This window comes from Crystallibacter degradans, assembly GCF_012952295.1.
GTDB classification, from domain to species: domain Bacteria; phylum Actinomycetota; class Actinomycetes; order Actinomycetales; family Micrococcaceae; genus Crystallibacter; species Crystallibacter degradans.
This window is the reverse complement of record NZ_JABBCH010000001.1, coordinates 45795-65791: the sequence shown is the minus strand read 5'-3', so window position 1 is coordinate 65791 and position 19997 is coordinate 45795. Positions and strand designations below refer to the sequence as shown.

The 19997-nt window shown below is 55.6% G+C and carries 15 protein-coding genes; 9 read left to right on the top strand and 6 right to left on the bottom strand.

The genetic code is table 11. From position 1 onward, the window contains the following. Positions 1–83 precede the first annotated feature (83 nt). On the bottom strand, positions 84–1682 hold the full coding sequence (locus HGO92_RS00250) for a tyrosine-protein kinase domain-containing protein (RefSeq protein WP_346768791.1): 1599 nt from the start codon (positions 1680–1682) through the stop codon (positions 84–86). Positions 1683–2006: 324 nt separating this feature from the next. Between HGO92_RS00250 and HGO92_RS00245 the strand changes: the two genes are divergently transcribed. The 4 genes from HGO92_RS00245 (at position 2007) to sufU (ending at position 5287) form a co-directional block, all read left to right on the top strand. Then, on the top strand, positions 2007–2609 hold the full coding sequence (locus tag HGO92_RS00245; RefSeq protein ID WP_169990890.1) for a 50S ribosomal protein L25/general stress protein Ctc: 603 nt from the start codon (positions 2007–2009) through the stop codon (positions 2607–2609). A 9-nt stretch (positions 2610–2618) separates the two neighbouring features. Next, a complete protein-coding gene (gene pth, locus HGO92_RS00240; protein WP_169990888.1) occupies positions 2619–3206 on the top strand; it encodes an aminoacyl-tRNA hydrolase in 588 nt (195 codons plus the stop codon). Between the two features lie 302 nt (positions 3207–3508). Beyond that, complete coding sequence (locus HGO92_RS00235; protein ID WP_169990886.1) at positions 3509–4825, top strand: SufS family cysteine desulfurase; 1317 nt, start codon at positions 3509–3511, stop codon at positions 4823–4825. Beyond that, entirely contained in the window at positions 4826–5287 is a 462-nt protein-coding gene (gene sufU / locus HGO92_RS00230) for a Fe-S cluster assembly sulfur transfer protein SufU (protein WP_169990885.1), read from the top strand. A gap of 66 nt (positions 5288–5353) precedes the next feature. On the opposite strand, the gene HGO92_RS00225 is transcribed toward sufU, so the two are convergent. The 3 genes from HGO92_RS00225 to HGO92_RS24480 all read right to left on the bottom strand — a co-directional run bounded on the left by HGO92_RS00225 (position 5354) and on the right by HGO92_RS24480 (position 9663). After that, on the bottom strand, positions 5354–5980 hold the full coding sequence (locus tag HGO92_RS00225; RefSeq protein ID WP_169990883.1) for an LPXTG cell wall anchor domain-containing protein: 627 nt from the start codon (positions 5978–5980) through the stop codon (positions 5354–5356). Positions 5981–6119: 139 nt separating this feature from the next. Beyond that, positions 6120–7766 (bottom strand): DUF4012 domain-containing protein, encoded by a 1647-nt coding sequence (locus HGO92_RS00220; RefSeq protein ID WP_346768790.1) that lies wholly within the window; start codon positions 7764–7766, stop codon positions 6120–6122. Positions 7767–8559: 793 nt separating this feature from the next. Further along, positions 8560–9663, bottom strand: coding sequence for a DUF1972 domain-containing protein (locus tag HGO92_RS24480; RefSeq protein ID WP_169990881.1), 1104 nt, complete (start codon positions 9661–9663; stop codon positions 8560–8562). A gap of 639 nt (positions 9664–10302) precedes the next feature. Here HGO92_RS24480 and HGO92_RS00210 point away from each other — a divergent pair. The 4 genes from HGO92_RS00210 to HGO92_RS24710 all read left to right on the top strand — a co-directional run bounded on the left by HGO92_RS00210 (position 10303) and on the right by HGO92_RS24710 (position 15184). After that, complete coding sequence (locus HGO92_RS00210; protein WP_169990879.1) at positions 10303–11391, top strand: glycosyltransferase family 4 protein; 1089 nt, start codon at positions 10303–10305, stop codon at positions 11389–11391. Beyond that, a complete protein-coding gene (locus HGO92_RS00205; protein WP_169990877.1) occupies positions 11388–12350 on the top strand; it encodes a glycosyltransferase family 2 protein in 963 nt (320 codons plus the stop codon). Before HGO92_RS00210 ends, HGO92_RS00205 begins: the two co-directional genes overlap by 4 nt. 296 nt (positions 12351–12646) lie before the next feature. After that, positions 12647–13834 (top strand): rhamnosyltransferase WsaF family glycosyltransferase, encoded by a 1188-nt coding sequence (locus HGO92_RS00200; RefSeq protein ID WP_169990875.1) that lies wholly within the window; start codon positions 12647–12649, stop codon positions 13832–13834. A gap of 48 nt (positions 13835–13882) precedes the next feature. Next, positions 13883–15184 (top strand): lipopolysaccharide biosynthesis protein, encoded by a 1302-nt coding sequence (locus HGO92_RS24710; protein ID WP_440915618.1) that lies wholly within the window; start codon positions 13883–13885, stop codon positions 15182–15184. 946 nt (positions 15185–16130) lie between these two features. Here HGO92_RS24710 and HGO92_RS24475 read toward each other — a convergent pair. Beyond that, on the bottom strand, positions 16131–17231 hold the full coding sequence (locus tag HGO92_RS24475; RefSeq protein WP_169990873.1) for a glycosyltransferase: 1101 nt from the start codon (positions 17229–17231) through the stop codon (positions 16131–16133). Between the two features lie 367 nt (positions 17232–17598). Here HGO92_RS24475 and HGO92_RS00190 point away from each other — a divergent pair, with 367 nt between their 5' ends. Continuing rightward, the gene (locus HGO92_RS00190) at positions 17599–18495 is read left to right on the top strand and encodes a glycosyltransferase (RefSeq protein ID WP_346768837.1); all 897 of its coding nucleotides are present in this window, start codon (positions 17599–17601) and stop codon (positions 18493–18495) included. Between the two features lie 267 nt (positions 18496–18762). Here the strand turns inward: HGO92_RS00190 and HGO92_RS00185 are convergent, their stop codons facing one another. Beyond that, complete coding sequence (locus HGO92_RS00185; protein WP_169990869.1) at positions 18763–19848, bottom strand: IS110 family RNA-guided transposase; 1086 nt, start codon at positions 19846–19848, stop codon at positions 18763–18765. Positions 19849–19997: the final 149 nt, after the last annotated feature.

Below are 19997 nucleotides of genomic sequence, written 5' to 3'. Positions count from 1 at the left end.
CGACGCCGGATACACTTCGCCCCTAGTATCCGACGGATACCAGGGGCGAAGTTTGTTGGTCCAGGTGGGCCGGACGAGGAGAACTAGCGGCGCGACTGCGGCGTGCGACGCGCCGGGAGCGGTTCTCCGCTCAGTAGGGCAGTGAATTCCTCTTCTGACCCTGAATCGAAGTTTGCCACTGGTGCGGGGGCCGTATCGGGAGCGCTAGCGCGGCGCGGCTGCTTCTGCTTGCGGCGGCCGCCCTTCTGCGTGGGCTCTTCGTCCTGCTGGTAGTACTGGCCGTAGTAGCCGTACTGTGCCGCATCTGCGCCCTGTGTGGGCACTCGGTTGAGAATAGCGCCAAGCACATGCGCATCAACCCGTGCCAGGTTACCCAGCGCCTTGTCGAATGCGTCGACTGTCGTTTTGCCGGCGTTGAGGACCACCATGGCGCCGTCTGCCACCTTGGACAGAATCGCGGCGTCTGTGACGGGCAGGAGCGGTGGAGCATCGATTAGGACGGTAGCGTGGGCCGCGAGCTGCTTGAGCATGTCCGCCATCGAATGTGATCCAAGCAGTTCGCTAGGGTTCGGCGGAATACGGCCAGCACCGAGGACGGCCAAGTTTGGAACCTGGCCCCAAACCTGCAGCACGTCTTCGAGGTCTGCTTGGCCGCTGAGAACGTCTGTAACTCCGGCGCCAGGAACGAGGTCGAACATGCTGGTTACAACAGGCCTCCGGAGGTCGCCGTCTACTACAACTACGCGCTTACCGGCGGCTGCGATGGTAACTGCGAGGTTGGCTGTGACTGTGGACTTGCCTTCGCCAGGAACCGAGCTGGTGACAACAATGATCCGAGGCGGGTTGTCGACATCTACGAAACTCAGGTTGGTACGAAGTTCACGCAGGGCCTCTGACATGGCGTGGCTTGCTCGGTCACTCTGGAACTCAACGGTCCCGGTCTCGACAACCTTACGGCGGTCCAGCATCCGCTTATCCACAGGAATGGTTCCGATGACGGGGACGCCGAACTGCTTCTCGATCATTTCCGCCGAACGGATTCGTCGATCCAAGTGGTTGCGAATCAGTGCGTAGGCAAGGCCGAGCATCAGACCAATGACGGCCCCGATGGCTAAGGTGAGTTTGACGTTGGGTGAGACGGGCGAGGTCGGGAGGGCCGCATCTGCCAGCGCTACAATCTGCACAGCAGCTTGCTCTGCGCCAGTGCCGGAAGTCTCGATTTCTTCGACTTGGTTCATCAATGCCGTGACCCAAGCGTCGGCCAGATTGCGCGCGTCGGCAGGGTCTTCGGAAGACGCCGTGATGCGGAGTTCCGCGGTGTCCAAAGGAGTTTCGACTTCGATTCGCTCGATGAGCTGCGCCGGTGTCGTGTCGAGGCCTAATTCGTCGATGACGGCCTGAGCAACGGGCCGCGTGGTGGCAACGCTGGCGTAGCTGGTCGCCTTCGATTTTGCCAAATTGTCGCCCGCGAGAGTTTGGTTGATGTCTTCGCCCGCACCAGCCGTCACGAGACCCATAGATTGCGCCTCGTAGACGGGCTTCTGCAGGAACGTCCAGCCGAAGGCCAGCAGTGTCACTAAAAGGGTGATGGCTACGATGCCCCGCCAGTAGGTGTGCAGGACCCTAAGATAGTCCCGGAGCTCAAGCCCTTGTGGCTGCTCTTCGGTTTGGTTCAATTCCACGAGACTCTTGCAGTCCTTCCCAATGGCGGTCATCTGGCCCCAAGTCAGCCTAAAGTCTAACGCAGGTTACATGAACGGAAAGTAACGAGGCGTCCCTTCGCCCGGTACAAGTTAAAGATTTCATTCTTGGAGCTATCGTTGGCGGATTCGGTGACTCAAGGGGCCGCTGATAGACTGTGCAACGATGCCTAGGCGAGGGAGCTCCACAGTTCTTGTGGAGTGTCCGTTATCGACGGTGGCTAGATGAGATCTTTCTAGACATTTTCCTGTAGCTCCGGCCATTGCACCGTTGAGAATCCTATTACTTCCTAAGAGGAGACAGATATGTCTGACCAGAAACTGGCTGCTGAAGTCCGCAGCGAATTCGGCAAGGGCGCTGCGCGCCGTGCCCGCCGCAACGAGCAGATCCCCGCAGTGATCTACGGGCACGGTGCCGAGCCGATGCACATCCTGCTGCCGGCCAAGGCCACCACCCTCGCGCTGCGTACCTCCAACGCGCTGCTGACCTTGGACGTGGATGGCGAACAGCACCTTGCGCTCGCCAAGGACATCCAGCGTGATCCGCTCCTGCAGATCATCGAGCACGTTGACCTGCTCACCGTCCGCAAGGGCGAAAAGGTTCACGTCGACGTCAACATCCATATCGAAGGCGAAGTCGCCCCCGGCGCCATCCTCGATCTGGAAGAGTTCACCGTTGCTGTTGAAGCAGATGCCACGGCTCTGCCGGAGACACTGACCATCAACGTTGAGGGACGCCAGGTCGGCGAGCACATCTACGCTCGCGACATTGAGTTGCCGCAGGGCACCACGCTGTTGATCGAGGGCGATACCCTCATTGCTGCGGTCTCGGCTCCGGCTGTCGCAGCCGAGGCCGAAGAGGGTGCTGGCGAGACTGCTGCTACTCCGGCTGAAGAATCCGCTGAGTAATTCCTTTCAGTGAATAGCAACACCTGGCTTGTAGTCGGGCTCGGGAATCCCGGGCCCGGCTACAGCCGTAACCGGCACAATATCGGTCAGATGGTGCTGGACGAGCTCGCCTCGAGAATTGGCGGATCGTTCAAGTCCCACAAGGCCCATGCCCAGGTCCTCGAAGGCAGGCTCCGCCTAGGTGGCCCCAAGGTCATTCTGGCCAAACCGCTCACCTTCATGAATTTGTCCGGTGGTCCGGTGTCGGCGTTATCGAAGTTTTTCGACATCGCGCCCTACCACATCGTAGCTGTGCATGACGAGATTGATATTCCCTTCAACACCCTCAAGCTCAAGATCGGCGGAGGAGAAGGAGGCCACAACGGCCTGCGCGATATGTCCAAAGCACTCGGAACCAAGGATTATTATCGGGTCCGCGTCGGTGTAGGTCGCCCACCGGGCAGGATGGATACGGCAGACTATGTCCTCCGGGATTTTGGCACAGCGGAGAAGAAGGAACTGCCGTTCCTGCTCGACGACGCCGCTGACGCGGTCGAATTGCTGGTGGATGAGGGGCTGCTGGTAGCGCAGCAGCAGTTCCATGCGAAGATCAGCTAGACGAAACTGACTTGAACGTCTAATATCAATTGTCGGGAGTGCGAAAGCCATCCTGCCGAGCGCGTCTGTCGCTCATAGCCTTAATGGCTCCGAAAGCGGGGGCCGACGATGGGCGGCCTCTGAGACTGGGCCACCCCCATCCCATCGTCGGTCCCTTTTTCACGCCCGGGTGCGATTTGCTTGGAGACAAATTAGGCGCCACTCACATGACCGCCACGGGTCGAGCGTGGGAAGATTAGGTCAGGGTTGTCTTGCGTATTGCAGACAGCTGATCCTGCCAAGTCAAACAAGGAGCTCCCGCAGTGCCTGTGGTTTCCACTCCAACAACGCTGAAGCACTCTGCCGGCGCCATCGACAATACGGAAGTCCTGCGCATCCGTAATGACTTCCCCATCCTGAATCGGGAAGTCAACGGACGACCTCTGGTCTACCTCGATTCCGGAGCCACTTCACAGAATCCGGTGAGCGTCATTGAAGCCGAGCAGGAGTACTACGAGCAGAGGAACGCCGCCGTCCACCGCGGTGCGCATAGCCTTGCGGTCGAAGCCACCGACGTCTATGAGGCTGCGCGTGAAACTGTCGCCGGCTTCATTGGTGCCCGCACCAACGAATTGGTCTGGACTTCCAACGCGACCGAGGCGATCAACCTCATTACCTATGCCTTTTCCAACGCCACCGCGGGTCGTGGGGGAGAGGAATCGGAGCCCTTCGTACTGAAGCAGGGAGACGAGATTGTCGTAACCGAGATGGAACACCATGCCAACCTGATCCCGTGGCAGGAGCTGGCGTTCCGCACCGGTGCTACCCTTACCTACTTGCCGGTGGACGACGACGGCGCCCTGCAGCTTGAGCGCGCCAATACCGTGATTACCCCACAGACGAAGATCCTGGCGTTCACGCACGCGTCCAACGTTCTGGGCACAATCAACCCGGTCGAAACGTTAGTGGCGATGGCCCGTGAAGTAGGTGCCTTCGTGGTGCTCGATGCTTGCCAGTCCGTGCCGCATCTGCCTGTGGATGTAAAGGCGCTCGACGTCGACTTTGCAGTTTTCTCGGGACATAAAATGCTCGCCCCCACCGGCATCGGTGCGCTCTACGGCAAGGCGGAGCTGCTCAATGCGATGCCGCCGTTCCTGACCGGTGGCTCCATGATCACTACAGTCACCATGGAGCACGCCGCCTACCTCCCCTCACCTACACGTTTCGAAGCCGGAACACAGCGTATCTCCCAGGCCGTGGCACTCGCGGCTGCTGTGAACTACCTGCAGGAAACCGGTATGGACCGTATCCACGCGTGGGAAGTCGAGCTCGGCCAGCGCCTCGTTACCGGGCTGGAGCAAATAGACGGCATCAGAGTCCTTGGCCCGGGCGCAGGCTCCGAGAGGATCGGCCTGGCAGCCTTCGACGTCGACGGTGTCCACGCCCACGACGTCGGCCAGTTTCTGGACGACAAGGGCATCGCCGTGCGGGTGGGCCACCACTGTGCGCAGCCGCTGCACCGCCGGCTTGGCCTGATAGCCACCACACGGGCCAGCACCTACCTGTACAACACCACGGACGATGTCGATGCTTTCCTGGAAGCTGTCGCCGGAGTTCGCCCGTTCTTTGGAGTGAAGTAAGTGAGTTCCGAGCTGCAGCAGCTGTACCAGCAGATTATTCTTGAGCACGCAAAGCTCAAGCATGGAGCCGGGCTCGCGGAGGCGCCGAACGGGGATGCGGTGGGGGAGTCTCATCAGCTTAACCCCACCTGCGGCGATGAAATTACCCTGCGCGCCTCCGTACATAGCGACGGTGATGAGCGGACGCTGTCGAGCATCAGCTGGGAAGGGCAAGGTTGTTCCATCTCCATGGCATCCGCGTCAGTCCTTTCCGAGATGGCCCGCTCCATGGAAAGAGATGAGCTCATGAAGCTCGTAGATCAGTTCCGTGAGGTCATGCGTTCCCGCGGCAGTCTTGAGGCGGACGAAGAGATCCTTGGTGATGCTGCTGCTTTCTCAGGCGTGTCGAAATACCCGGCACGCGTCAAGTGCGCAATGCTCGCCTGGGTGGCACTGGAGGAAGCTCTTCTAGCTGCCAACTAAGAAGCGCGGACATAAAGAATGCCCGCAACCTTAGGGTTGCGGGCATTCTTGCTAACTCAGGTTCGACTAGGCATTCTTGCGGCGGGAAACTACTACTGCGGTTGCACCTGCGCCGAGGGCGAGTAGGCCGGCGCCGCCCCAGAGGAGCGCGCTGGAGTCTAGACCGGTGTCAGCCAAGCGGTCGCCATTGGCAACAGCGTCATCGTTTGCAGCATTGTCAGCGCCGCCACCGATACCGCCAGCAGCACCGTCTACGTCGCCCTCAACCACTACGGTTGCCTCAACGGTAACCGGATCGCCATTCACATCAACGCCGCTAGCGGTCAACGTGTAGGTGCCGGTCTCATTGAAGGTAACGGGCACCGAGAAAGCGCCCTCTGCGTCAGCTGTGGTGGAGTCTTCCTGGACCTCAGCGAAGATGATGGGTCCACTCACTGCTGCTGAGGCGCCACCCGGGCCGAAGCTTGCGCTGGCACCATTCCGAGCCTCATTGGAAACGAGGATGCCGATACGTGAGCCGGGAGCAAAACCGGTTCCTTGGAAGAGAATGGTTGCCCCGATGCCAACGCGGCCTTCAGTGACGGTGGCAGAAACGGGAGGCTGCGGGTAGGCGGCGTCGCGGGCCTGTGCAGCGCCGGCGCCCAGGAAGGTCAGCGATCCGGCGATGGCCAATGCGGTCAAGGTCTTTTTCATATGTGATCCCCCGTGGGTCAAATGTATAGGTGCAGGCTTAATGACAGACTAACTTTATTCGTGTATGACGCTACAGCGATGAAACGATTGAAGCAACTCGGCATCAGCAAGCCGATCAACGTTTAACCCTATGTTAACGCTAGGACGCACAATTTGGTCCCGAGACGGTTGGAAGCAGCACTTCAGATCGAGTCTGGATAGTGGGTGTTACGCGCAGTTGTGGCTCGCCCGTTTCGTACAAGGTCGAGAATTCGAATTCAACAGTAGTCGATTCTCCAGGACTGAGTGAGACGGTCTGCCCGGCCACAGGACTCTCGCCATGACGGTAGGAACCGAATGGTGCTGTTTCGCCGTCGACACTTGCTGACTCAAGCAGCCATTCCGTGGGACCATAAGCGTAAACATTTGTCCTGACTGTACCTGGACTAACGCCAAAGTGCCCTCCCCCTGTTACATAATCAGGCAGAGAATCCGCCGCGTCCTCGGGGGCCTTGTTGGTCAACTTTGCCTGCACTGCATACCGGTAGTATCCGTCCGGCTGGCAGCGCTCAATGAGTTGCACTTCACGCTCCACGTAATAATCCATTTTGGCGCCGGTGCCGTCGTTGAAATATACCCCTACTGTCGGCTCCTCGGTCACGATGGAACCACCAAGAGTCGAAGCACCTATGACTGCCTGCTCATTTTCGTACTCGGACCACGCGAATAAACGCTGATCCTCCGAGCTCTTCTTCACGGCGTTGAACATCTTTACTGGGTCTGTGCTGCCATCGGTTAGGGCTGAGAAAATATCACTTGCTACAGCGGCAAAATAAGCGTCTTGCATCTGCGGCTCTTTGATTTCCCGATAGACATCTGAGAGCAAGGTCTGGACCACATTTTCACTGCTGAGTGTTGTTGGCAACTTTCCGGTATCTACAGGTAGAGAATCGAGAGAACTCAGTTCCACTGGGCCGGTGGCGACTAAGAGATGGGACAAGACAACGGCGTCTAGTGCAATCACGCCGTCGATCTTGCTCTGCGGGTTCTCCTTCTCCCACATAGCTTGAGCAGTAGAGGCTGCAGTAGGGAAGTCTGGGGTGAGGTTGACGTTCTGCATATACCCGCCAAGACGCGTGGTGTAGATGCGTTCCTGTTCTTCATCTACTTCGAACGGTGGCTTGAATCGGCCGAGGTCTGTCGCGCTGTCGTGGTCCGTGAACTCGATTTGACCGTCACTTGTCTGGAGAACAACCAAGGCGCCGGGAATCCCGCCGGTTGCACGGACTTCAGCATTGTTCTGTACCAGAACCAGATAGTTGCGATCGCCTTCTCCTCCAAGCATTGCAGGGAGAATTCCCGCTGCGGACGCCGCGCCATTTAAAGCTCCTTGGAGGACTTCCAGCGCTGACGTGGCCTGAACAAGCGGTTCCGACAGTTGTGGCAGGAGCTGATTCTCATCGATCTGCTCGAGGCTTTCATGGGCAGCAGACACCGTGGCTGAAGCACGTGTCAACTTTGGTGCAAGTTCTTGGAGCGGCTGTAACGCTATTTTTCCATCTTTAGGGACGAAGGCGTTGAGTCCACCGGGGCCGATGGAATCCATAAGGGGAGCAGCAGCAGCAACCACAGCGTCGGCCGATACCGTAACATCGGTTATCGCGGCGAAATTCTGACCAAACAGCGGCAACATAGCCGCTGCTCTCCAAAGCGGATCAGTGCCGGCACTGCGTGCTTCTGCTGTATGGGCACTCATCTGTTCGAGGCTCACAGTGGCTTTGTCGATATCACCCTCCGCAATTGCCACTTGCATAGTAGGCAGGAGTCGCGTGGTGGCTTCCAAATTGTCTTTTACTTGAACTGCTCGGAATGACAACCACGCAGCGGCTAACAGCAAGAGGAGCGCGATCGCCGCAACGGGAAGAACTACCCGCACCAACTTGTGTCTGGGGCGATTCCGCCCCGACCCAGACCGTCGACGCTGTTGGGGAGCCGTTGAGCCTTCTTGACATGCTTCAGTCGTGGCATCTGCGGCGCCTGGCATAAACGTCCTTCGTGAAAGCGGGAGTGGAAATCTCGACAATGCTATCCAACTGAGATCACCGCTCCCAATTGCAGGGAGCAACCGTGAGAGAGGCGTCGGCGTCGCCACAGGTTCGGATGGCTTCAAAGGCTTCCTGATCCATTGGTCCTGGTCCTTGATGTGGTCAATAGTTCTGTGTGAGTTCTCATCACGAGGTGAGTGCGAATGGAAGTCTATTTACACTGAGTCACTCTGCGAGAGGAGCCCCACTACGGTAGCTCGTCAGATGCGGTCCCCTGGACTGAGAAGGGTGGAACTGATGATTACGTCAGTCCGTTCACGTTCTGTCGTGTTTGGTCCAGACATAGTGCGGCCCAAAACCTAGATCCCGTCGTCGGCTCCGTCACTGGCGCACAGGCTGAGTGCGATGAGTACGGCCAAATTATATCGATATATATCGATATATACTGTATGGAAACTCACATCATGTGCATTTCGAACGTGGAATCTCCTGGGCGCCGAGCCTTTCGATCCAGTCGGTAAGGAAGTATGGAGACGAGCGTTATCGACGGACTAATCAAGAACTTCGAACTGATTTTCTCAATAACGCCGCGTACTTGTCACAGACACTTTCCCAACTGTAATGCTCGCGAGATCTGGCAAAAGCTGTAGCGGCGAGTTCTCGTCGTTTATCATTGTCAGTAAGGACGGTTAAGCAGGCTTCGGCTATGCGCGTAGGTTCGGGAGGAACAAATACGGCACCTTTACCGAGAACTTCTCGGTTATACACGGTGTCGCGCGCGACGGTCGGCGTTCCGCATGCCATGGCCTGGACTAGGGCAGGGTTGGTTCCTCCGACACTATGGCCGTGGAAATAAACACCGGCATTTTGCCATAAACCGTGAAGCAGGACGTCGTCACTAACGTGTCCTAGCCATTTGACGCGCGGTTCGGTTGCGATCAGTGACTTAATCTTCGCTTCGATGGGGTCTGCATAGCCAGCACTGCCGACCAGAATGACATCGTGGGTCTTTCCTATTTGGCGGGATGCGTCGACGAACTCGTGGACAGAGTTTTCAGGAACGAACCGAGCCACTAACAGGGCATAAGTGCCAGGGATGACTCCCTCAGGCACCGGGAGTATCTCAGGTACATCACCCCCGTAAGGAATGAATTCGAGATCTCGCCGAAACTCGTCCTTCCAGCGTCGTTGGATTTCGATAGAATCGGCTATCAGCACGTCACCTAGGCGGGCAGTGAGCTTTGCACCTAGCAGGAACATCTTTTTTGCAGCCTTACCCCACTTTGCTCGTTCCCACTCCATCCCGTCGACGTTGATGACCGTCGGGATTCCACGCGCCTTCAGTATCGGAAGCCAAAATCCGTTGGCTACGTTCATTATGAGTACCACGTCGGGTTTCGCCTTCCACGCTGCAAGGCAGGACATCAAGCCAAAGGAAAGGGTGCTGAGTTGCTTGGTTTCGATTCCCGCAGTATTGACGTTCGTTACACGTGTATCGCGAGAAGCGTCGTTTGCGCGTACCCCGTTTGGGCGTCCATAAACCGTGACATCCCACCCCAAACTTACTAGGTACGGCGCCAGTTTCCTCACAGCAGTCTCGAAGCCTCCGTAGTAGCTGGGATAACCTCGCGTTCCGATGATCGCAACGGACTTTGTCACTTGGGTCCTTTCTGATGTCGTTTTTCATGAAGCTGATCACTAAGGGGGGATGTCGGTCAGGGAGTACAGCCGAGCAGAAGTACGAACCAGTGAATCATCTAACCTGGCCTGATAGATGACTTCAAGCACTGGCGAAGAATCGTTAGCAATGCCGTCCTTCGCTGACGTGTCTCATGATTACCGAGACCAATTGGTCAACGCGCAGCTTGTGGGCCACCGCTGTCACCTGCATTGCTGCCGCCCCTGAGCGCGGAGGGCTGACACTTGTCGAGTCAAAACAACTTTGTTATCGAGACCGCCCTATTTGCAGACCAAGCAATCGTCGGGGACATGCATCCGCCCTCAATCTGAACTGATGTGAAACCACGGTTAGAGTTTATATGTAACGAGGTCGGTGCATGTCATGTGTACGTCATCGGCGGGTGGTCCTGGATAATTAGCCACTCCAGCAACTGCAGCCGCTATACAATCGGTGCCAACATGCTGGCGCCCCTCGGACGATCTGTGCCTCGCCGTGCAGTGGTCATAGGAGTCTTACATTGTGCCAGTCAGTAAATGAAATCGTATACTCGAAGATCTTGGTGCGTCGCAGGGTTAGGCTGATTAAGATGGCACGAATATCTGAAAGCGATGTGTAGTATGCGTGTTCTTTTTGACGCAAACTGGTGGGTTGAAGGACCAGTTTCGAACCGACAAGTACTTAGGGAAATAGTCACGGCCTGGAATGCAGATTTTCCCGGTGATGAGATTCACATAACAGTGCCGCGCAAGGACATGAAGGCGACTTCGGTATGTATGCCCAGTGGCATTCATCTCCACGGCACGATTTTTTCCCAACATGCACTTTCATGCTTTTTTGAGATCCCATTGATTGCACGAAGAATAGATGCGGAAAAAATCCTCACGCAAAATTTTGCAACTGCTTGGGGCCGACGTTCATACGTATTTCTGCATGACAGGTTATTCGAATCCAACCCTGAGTGGTTCACTCGGATGGAGTTGATGTATTTCAAATTGATGACTCTGTTTCTGCGACGGTCGATTGCTGTTGTGACGTCTTCTGAAAATGAAGCGGCTGCCATCCGAAAAATTCAGCCGGATAGGATTGTGTCGTCCAGCGGTTTAGCGATTCCAACAAATCTCGAGGAGGTCAGACCCTCGCGGCCAAATTCCGCGCAGTCTTTGAAACAATTCGTCCTGACCGTTGGCAGATTGAATGTTCGCAAGAACTTGTCCTATTCGATTCAGGTCGCCCATATGTCAGGGTTCATTAGCCCGGACAGGCCAATGCTGATCGTTGGCGAGCGGGAGGGGCGCGGCGATGATCTCTCTCTGATTCAACCGCTGGTTGAATCAGGGGAAGTAGTATTTACAGGTTTCGTGGCTACGGACGAATTAGCATGGTTGTATCTAAATGCACGGGCATTCATGTTCCTGTCCCGGGGCGAAGGTTTTGGACTACCCCCCGTAGAAGCAATGAACTTCGGATGTCCGGTCATAGTCAGCGACATCGACGTTATGCGCGAAGTGACTGGGGGCAAGGCGATTTACCTGCCGCTAGACGCGCTCGATGAAGCTGCGGATATCTTGACTCGAATAACACCTGCCGAATTATCGAAAGTAGGCCGAGACGGCAGGGCGTCCACTTCCACTCGCTATTCTTGGTCGAATTCTGTTCGAAGAATTAGGGAAGCGATGACTACAGATTCTGATTTGGAGCGATTATGACTGTTTCCGTGGTTCTTGTGACTTTCAATAGTCGCGAAATTGTCGGCGAAGCCCTTAGAGACCTGGTCTCGAGAGCAGATCTACAGGTGATCGTTGTCGATAACGCGTCTACTGATGGAACCGCAGATTGGTTGGAGTCCGAATTCCCGTCCGTGAAGCTTCTCCGCAACAAAAAAAACGTAGGCTTCGCTGCAGCAGTCAATCGCGGCGCATCCAACGCTTATCATGATGCGATCTTGCTTTTGAACCCTGATGCACGCCTCACATACAGGTCACTGCAGGTACTCACTCGCGGGCTTGCTCAAGACAACGTTGGCATTGTCGCACCCTTGCTCGAGAGTCCAGGCAAGGGGCTTTTCACCGCGAATGCTGGGCACGCACCTACGATTTGGAGGATGGCCACTCATTCAACCGGCCTTTCGCGACTCGGCAACCGGATCCCGGCGCTAGCCGGCCACTATGTGGTCATGCCCGGATTGACTAATAGGGATATGGATGTGGATTGGGTTACAGGCGGTTGCCTCCTTGTTCGACGGGAAGTATGGACGCAATTAAATGGACTTACCGAGCGTTGGTTCATGTACGCCGAAGACATCGAATTTTGTCTTAGAGCGAAGGACCGCGGGTGGGGTGTGAAATTTATTCCATCTGTAACAGGAGTTCATGCAATTGGTGGCAGCACATCGGGGATCGATGGGCAAGTGAGTACTTTGTGGATAAGGCACCTATTTGAACTTTATGTTCTAAGGACCGGTGCAGGTACTTTCCGGGCGAGATCGTGGAAGCTCGTTGTTGGCGCTGGCTTCTATCTGCGAGAAGTCTGTTTCAGACTATTGATGTGGCTAAGACCTGATCGAGCAACGGGGTATGAATATCACGTGCAACGCTACCGGCGATATCGAATTGATCTCTTTAAGTGGATTCCGATCCCTGGATCAGTGACTTCCCTGAGCAATTGAACGGGCACACGTCCCGGGAGAATGCGTCTGCAGATGAATTCTCCATCGTTTGATGGTTCCGTGAAAGCGCTAGTAGGTGCAGGACCACAACGAGAATAGTGTTTGCAGAGTTCCTGATATGACAGAGTGGTGCGGTGACTATTTGCGGCCTTCGAGTCTGCCATCCAACACGTGCGACTACTGCTGCGGTTTTCAAATAGTAGAATGAGGTAAAAGTTTTGCGACCAATCCGCTCCGCCTTGTCCGTCGCGATAAAAGCATGGGGCCACCATCGCTCACGAACACTGGCGTCCGCCTTGCGTTTAGCTGCTAGGGAAACGCCAGGTGCATTGGGGTATTCGGATCTTCATCGGCTTAGCCTCGCTTTAACTTCAGTCGAAACAACTGGCGGTCAACAACCGTTCATCAACGTTGTATTGCCAGAACTAGATCCACATGCGATATTCGCCGGGATCAAGACCGGACTTGAGTTCGCTCAAGGCCTTGCTCAGGAAATGAAACGGCCTTTGCGGATTATCGCACTCGATCATGGTCCGAAGGGGGCGGAGAAGGACGAGGTTATCGAGTACTTAGTTCAAGAGTTTGCATGGCCTGAAGAGGTAACTGTGGAGTTCGCCAGCAGACGTGAAGTCATCAGTATGCAAACACACATTCGCGACTACTGGATAGCCACGCACTGGACAACCGCTCATGCGCTTGACGTCGCGAGCCGTCTCGGGACCTTGGATGCACGACGCATCGTTTATCTAATACAAGATTATGAGCCGGGATTTCATCCTTGGTCTGTTGAATTCGCGATCGCTCGGTCGACTTATCGAGCCGGTTTTCATCATGTTGTAAATTCCTCTCTGTTGGCGGCTTATCTCGTAGGGGCCGAGGAATTACGCATCGAAAACGAAATGATTTTTGCGCCGAGTGTAGATCTGATGCGACTACAAGGTGCCGCAGAGGCCAGGACAGTAAAAACTTCATTTCAGGTTCTTTTTTATGCTCGACCCAGCAAGCCTCGCAATCTCTATGACATCGGGGTAGCAGCGTTGCGTCTTGCATCAGGGCAACTTAGCGAACGTGCGATAGACGTCACCTTTGTTTCTGCCGGCGAAAAGCATGACGACGTGCAATTGTCGGAAGCACACAGTTTGCGCTCTCTAGGAAAGCTTTCTTGGGACGATTACTTTAGGGTCATGGGCTGTTCGGATGTGGTTTTGTCACTGCAGCATAGCCCCCACCCTTCTCATCCACCACTAGACGCTGTGATTTCGGGAGCGAGAGCTGTAACTAACGAGTTGGGTAATACGCGGTCAGGGATTCATCCTCGATTGCTTGTGGCAGAACCAACGCCTGAAGCACTATCAAACCAGATAATTTCCGCTATCGATAGTGCTGTCAGTGGAGAGACAGGATCCTTCGACCCCCATTTCGTTAGTACACTTGGGGTTGAAATGTCATCCACGATTTCCTATCTCGCGACAAAACTCAGTTAGTTCAGTAGTGGACGAAACTCGGAGTTTACCAGTAAAGGATGTTCGATCATGCGGACACGAATAAGGCGACTGTTGTCCGTGTTGCCGTATTTTCTCATTCCAGGTATTAGCGCCGTTACGCCGCTTTTAGTGATACCTGCCTTGACGAGTTCTTATGGTGCTGACGGATGGGCATCGATCGCTGTGGCTCAATCCGTCGGCACATCGGCAGCCATTGTAGCGGAACTTGGTTGGAGCGTTGTCGGTCCACAACGCGTTGCAGGTGCGAGCCCTGGCGAACGTACGCATCTGTATCAGTCCTCACTGGCGACAAAATTATCGTCTCTGGCCATAATTTCGCCTCTATCCTTCATTTTCTCGGCAATGCTGGTGCAAGAACACAAACTGGCAGCAGGCCTGACGGGCTTAGCGTTCTCCTTTATCGCGCTTAGTCCGAGTTGGTTTCTGATCGGATGCAATCGTCCTTTCGCCGTTCTTGGAGTAGAAGGCCTCCCAAGAATGATCTTATCCGCGGTGGCTGCCATCCTAATTTTTGGGGGAGGAGCACTGGAACTCTACGGTTTGGCAATGGTACTCAGCTCCGTGCTTACAATGTTTCTCGCGGCCGTACTCTTGCACGAAAGGGTTTGGCCCAAATGGGCAGCCTTCAGAGCGGGTCCGCGTCAGATTAAGGAACACCTTCCTTTGACAGGCGGAAGGATAGTCAGCGTAATTTACACTTCTCTACCCATTGCTTTGGTCAGTGCTGTTAGTCCTAATTCAGTCGCGACATTTGCGGCCGTCGAGCGGCTGATGAGGATGGCCCTCAGCGTACTAGGTGGAGTACCAAGTAGGCTGCAGAGTTGGGTAGGGGTTGCGCGCGGTCATAACCTACTTGCTCGGAGTAGGAAATCGCTTTTCTACAACTTATTACTCGGACTGGTCAGCGCGATCGGATTCGCAGCTCTTGCCCCAATTGTGGCCCCCTTTATATTCTCCAACGCTGTCGAGATCCCACTAGAGATATCTTCGTTATCCGCATGCGTGCTATTTATAGTGTGCGTATCAAGGGGGTACGGTCTGTCTATGGTGGCCGAGGGCAGAGCGAACTGGATTGCAGCGGCGAATATTTGCGCCGCTATTGTCGGGGTCACGTGTACGCTTAGTCTGGCTGCCGCTTGGGGTGTCAGGGGCGCAATTGTAGGTGAACTGCTGGCAGAAGTAACAGGGCTGGCGACGCAAGCAGTGATCCTTCATTATGGGCACCGCTGGCTGCGGAAGGGAAAACACGAGGCCGCGTCCTCTCGGTCTATAGCTGATCCTGCTCAGAGGCGGACAAGGAATTCAGAAGCACAGCAACTCGACCTCTGACAACGCATGGCGCCATTACTGGGCCTTGGCATTAAAGTGTGATGAGTTTGTTTGTCCTGGTATTAAGCGCCTTGCGGACCAGCCATCATGAGACCGCGTACGCCGAGGCCGTCTCCGAGACCGTCCTCCCGGATGCGAGCACGGCCGAGACGACCTAACCTGCTCCCGCGGCCTGCCGGTGCTCCGGGCGTGCCTGGACACTTCTGCCGTGGACTCAAAGAACGACAAGCGCTCACACAACGCCTCGTCACAGAACCAGCGGTAAGCCAATTCAAACCGGCATCCGACCGATATCTCGATATGTACCAGCCCAAGGGCCTTTATGATCAAACCAAATAATACCAACCGAGTTGAGTGCATAACCTAAACAGGAAGAGTGAGCTGGCCTATCACTGAGATCAGGCCGAGCGTTTGAACGAAGGAGCGGGAAATTTCCCTGGAGTCAATCCAACTGAGTCGGCAACGAATAACGAACATCAGTGCAAGCGCCCAAAGGAACCACAATTCGTTTGATGAGCGGAGTATGGAAGCCGTCGGTTTAGCAAGAGATTTCACGATGCTTTGGTTCTGAATCAGGAGCCCCGCGACGATGGAATAAACGATTCCCAAAACCTGCCAAAGCAGAAAACCCATACTAAGGGGTGATCTTCGCTGTTACGATCTGTTGCCCAGATCCTTTTATGAACTTGACAGCGAACAACCCGGCCGTACAAAAAGGAGGCTTGTTAATTCCGCGAGAGTACTGTTGAGGTCGTAGGGCGACCATATGGGAACTCAGTTTCCAAGCCAATAGTATGCGTGCGAGTGGACGACTCAGAATATGGATATGCCTTTTGCCGTGTCACCCATTCAAATCGCTGTGCGGACATCATTCCTCTTCCCTGGCGGCAGAAGGTGCGTTGTTATGCCGTTCAGGCAGTACAACATCGGCCTAAGCCTAGGCCCACTATCGCAGTTTCCAACTCTTATCCTGATTCGAAGCAAATATCAATGAGTCTGCTGTCCTTCTCCCGTCTTCTGTAGGAAGATGCCCCACTATGTCCGCCGGCCCTCTTTCAGAAGTTAGAGCTCGGACCGTTGCTTCTGCGATTTCGGGGATCTGTGCCGTCACCGGGACTACGTTATGTTCATGTGTTGCTAACCAATCGCGAATACCGGTCTCGTCCGAAGTCACGATCTCACAGCCAGCAGAAAGGCCCTCGACTATGGGCAGTCCCACCTGTTCCTTCCAACCAGGAGACGGTTTCGAAAACAAAATTAATGCCTTGCTCCGGGCTAGATACTTGAATATCTCGTCCCGGCTCGGGTCGAGCACAATCTCCATCCTCTGATCGCGTTGTGCAACTGCTTCTATTTCATGTTGCAGGTGCCCCTTCCCAACAATTGTTAGTTGCGCATCAGGTAGGCGATCCCGAATAATGCTCCAGGCTTTGAGCATTTCTGCTATCCCCTTACGCTCTTCGAAAGTTCCTAGGAAAATCAAATTTCGAGCTCGTGGTGAGGCGAAGTCTACCGAAGGTCGGGGAGAGGGAATGTGCCATATTAACTCCCAGTGAGTATTGCGAAAGGCTGGAGCTCCCAATAGTGTCATATATACGTCGCGGGCCTCGGCAGTTCCAAACACGACCTTATCTGAACTTCTTACAAGGAAGCCGCCCACGCACTTAGCGATGAAGCTGGTTACATTTCGAGGCAAGCGAAGGAACTCATGGAGCTTGGCGTCCACAGGATAATTTTCGATTGCATATGACCTGATCTTGGTCCTAGAAATGCCCAGAAAATTCGTGACAACCAGTACGGCATGAATCACGCTTAGTTGTGGCCACAACTTAACCGCGAATGGTTCAGGGACTTCCAACGTGTCGATACGCTTCCGCAGAACGTCTATTACGACACCCAGAGCTGAGGACTTCTTCGCGCCCATTTGGCGAGCAAGTTTCGTGTCGAAATCCGCGCGGGTATGGGTGTAGTAGAAGACCCCAGGCGCATAAAAGGCCAAACGCTCAAGATGGGCAGTCCGGGCTGTGTGATAATAACGCGCGTTCACGCAAATGTCCCTTCAAATGTAGGCCGTTTCGATAAAATGACGGACAGGTGAATAGGTGTCTGTGTCCTTTCGATGCCCAGATCAACCTTAACCGCTTTAGGGCTGAGGGGCGACGGGCACCTGTTGTGTGTCGCCCAAAGAACACAGCGCACCCTCCACGCAACGCTGCAACGGGCATGCTGGCACTTTCGCAAACCTGCGTCAAGCGTGGGATGATGTACGCGTGGCAAGAGTACTTTATTTGAATATCCATGATTCTGATTACCCTCGTAATAAGCGTATTCGCGGTTACTTACGTGCTTGGGGGCACGACGTAACTGAAGATTATCGCGAAGACCACGCCAGTTATATAATCACGTGCCTAACGATGCTCTTTCGAACCCTTCGCATTAGTGGCCCCTTTGACCTAGTTATATTGTCGGAATTGGGGGTTCAATACGCATGGGTTGCAAAAATTGTGGCAATTTACAATCGTGCCCCCCTCGTTGTCGACGCATTTGTTGGTATGTATGAAACGAATGTGGAGGATTGGGCTCGCGTAGGCGCGAAATCGGTTCGAGGTAGAATTTATCGCCTCTTTGACTGGTTGTCTGCGCAATTGAGTAACATAGCGCTAGTGGACACTAACGTTCGCATGAAACGCCTGGAACGAGACGGCGCTGATAAGGTTGTGTCGTGCCCCGTCGGGGCTCCCGGTTGGGCAAAGCCGGCCCCCGCCCAGCCGAGGAGCGGCCGGTTCCGGCTCCTATATTATGGAAACTATATCCCACTTCATGGATTGGAATATGTCGTTGCGAATCTCGCCATATTGAACGATGTAAATATGGAGATCGTATTTATCGGTGATGGAGAGGGGCGGCCGCCAATCGAGATCCTTGCCAATGGTGCCGGAATTTCGAGTATTGAATTTCGGGGGAACATTCCGGAATCTGATCTAATTCAAGAAATTCATGATTCTGATGTCGTATTGGGCGTATTTGGCGATTCCGAAAAAGCGGCCACCGTCCTCGCCAACAAGGTATGGCAAGGGTTGGCAGCTGGACGCTACGTCGTCACGAGGACCTCCGAGGCCTTATCGGAAGTTCAGGATATTGTGGGTGCTCAAATAAAGGCGGTGGACATTGAGGATCCATTCGGTTTGGCCATTGCGATTCGAGAGATTGCGTCAACTCCGCTAACGTTTAATGGCGCACACGCCGAGCTGGAACGGTATGTCGAATCGAAATTTCAAGAACTTAGAAATGCTATTTCGGACATTGTGTAATCACACTGCCATGCATTTCGGCTCATACGGCGCGCGGAATGTTCTGCTGGCTATGTACGGCCAACCTTCTAAGCCCCGTCGGTGCAGGCGCGCACCAACCGGACTACGGTCGCGGTCGTTCATCCATGGCTATCCGGTCCTCGGATCGCTGAGATGAGACGGTGATCCCCGTTGCATTTATTTAGTTCCCGAAAGCCGGGGATATTGTCGATGGACCCGGTATGACTTTCTCGCCCTTTTATTGATAATCCGAATCTTCTATATCTGTCAAACAGTTAGCGGAGGCGTAGCAGGGGCCGTGTGTAACGCGTTGAGAGTGCGGTAGAGGCGTCGGGCGAGGTAGCGCTTGAGGCAGCGTCGGATCTCGCGCGAGGTCTTCCCTTCGGCAGTTCGGCGCTGGGCGTAGGCTCGGGTCGCCGGATCGTGGACCATTCTAACGACGGTGGCCATATGCAGGGCGCTGTTCAAGCGCCTGTCGCCGCCGCGGTTGAGCCGGTGTCGGACGGTGTTCCCGGATGAGGCGGGGATGGGATTGACGCCGGCGAGGGCGGCGAAGGCGGCCTCGGAGCGAACCCGACCCAGATGGGACCACGCGGTGTAGACCACTGCGGCAGTTACGGGTCCGACCCCGGTCTCCTCCAACAGGGGCGCGACGGGGCTAGCCTGGATGAGCTCTACGGTACGCTTCTCGTTGTCCTTGAGCTCGGCGTCAAGGACAACTATGCGTTTGGCGAGACGGATCGCCTCGGTGCGGGCGGTCGCCGCGGACAGTTCCTCGTCGCGTTGGCGCCACCGGGTGATCTCGGCGATCTGGGTGTCCGTCAGGGGCTTGCGGGCGTCCACGCCGAGGTCGACGCTGCGCAGCAGTGCGGTCAGAGCGTTGACTTTCGCGGTGCGCTCGTCTGTGATCTGTTCTCTGGCTGTCACGAGAACGCGCAGGGCGGCTCGGACTCCCTCGTCCTGGCGCGGGATGCGCAGGTGGGATTCCTTGAGCGGTAGGGCTGCGGCAGCGATGGCGGCGGCGTCCAGCGGATCGGATTTTCCTGCGCCGTGCCGGGCCGTCGCGTACGCCCTGACCCTAGGTGCTTCTACGACGCGGTAGCCGGCGCGGATCACGGTACCGGCCAGCAGCGCCCCGTAGCTGCCGGTCCCTTCGATGACCCAGAGAGCTTCGAGGTCTCCGCCCGTTCGGCGGGCAGCCCATGCGATCGCGCGGGATCTGCCCGCGTGCGTATTGGGGAACGACTCTGTGCCCAGCTGCTCGCCGTTAGCGGCGAGCACGGCGTAGGTGTGGGTACGGGCGTGCGTGTCCACGCCGATGACGAATGTGAAGTTGTGGGCGACAGTGGTCATCGCGATTACGGATTTCCTTCCTCGTGAACGGGCACGTTGGCCGCGGTACGGCCGGCTCCGCCCGGGCGAAAGGTCACTTCCGAGGCAATCCTGTGATGGGCCACAACCCGCAAAGGGGCTGGGCAGTCTTCTGATCAAGCCGTCGGTGC

Bases quoted from the DNA above. Each gene is read 5' to 3' on its own strand.
- HGO92_RS00205 (WP_169990877.1), top strand. From the start codon at position 11,388: ATGACTGTTTCCGTGGTTCTTGTGACTTTCAATAGTCGCGAAATTGTC.
- HGO92_RS24710 (WP_440915618.1), top strand. From the start codon at position 13,883: ATGCGGACACGAATAAGGCGACTGTTGTCCGTGTTGCCGTATTTTCTC.
- HGO92_RS00190 (WP_346768837.1), top strand. From the start codon at position 17,599: ATGCTCTTTCGAACCCTTCGCATTAGTGGCCCCTTTGACCTAGTTATA.
- HGO92_RS00185 (WP_169990869.1), bottom strand. From the start codon at position 19,848: ATGACCACTGTCGCCCACAACTTCACATTCGTCATCGGCGTGGACACG.
- HGO92_RS00245 (WP_169990890.1), top strand. From the start codon at position 2,007: ATGTCTGACCAGAAACTGGCTGCTGAAGTCCGCAGCGAATTCGGCAAG.
- HGO92_RS00225 (WP_169990883.1), bottom strand. From the start codon at position 5,980: ATGAAAAAGACCTTGACCGCATTGGCCATCGCCGGATCGCTGACCTTC.
- HGO92_RS00210 (WP_169990879.1), top strand. From the start codon at position 10,303: ATGCGTGTTCTTTTTGACGCAAACTGGTGGGTTGAAGGACCAGTTTCG.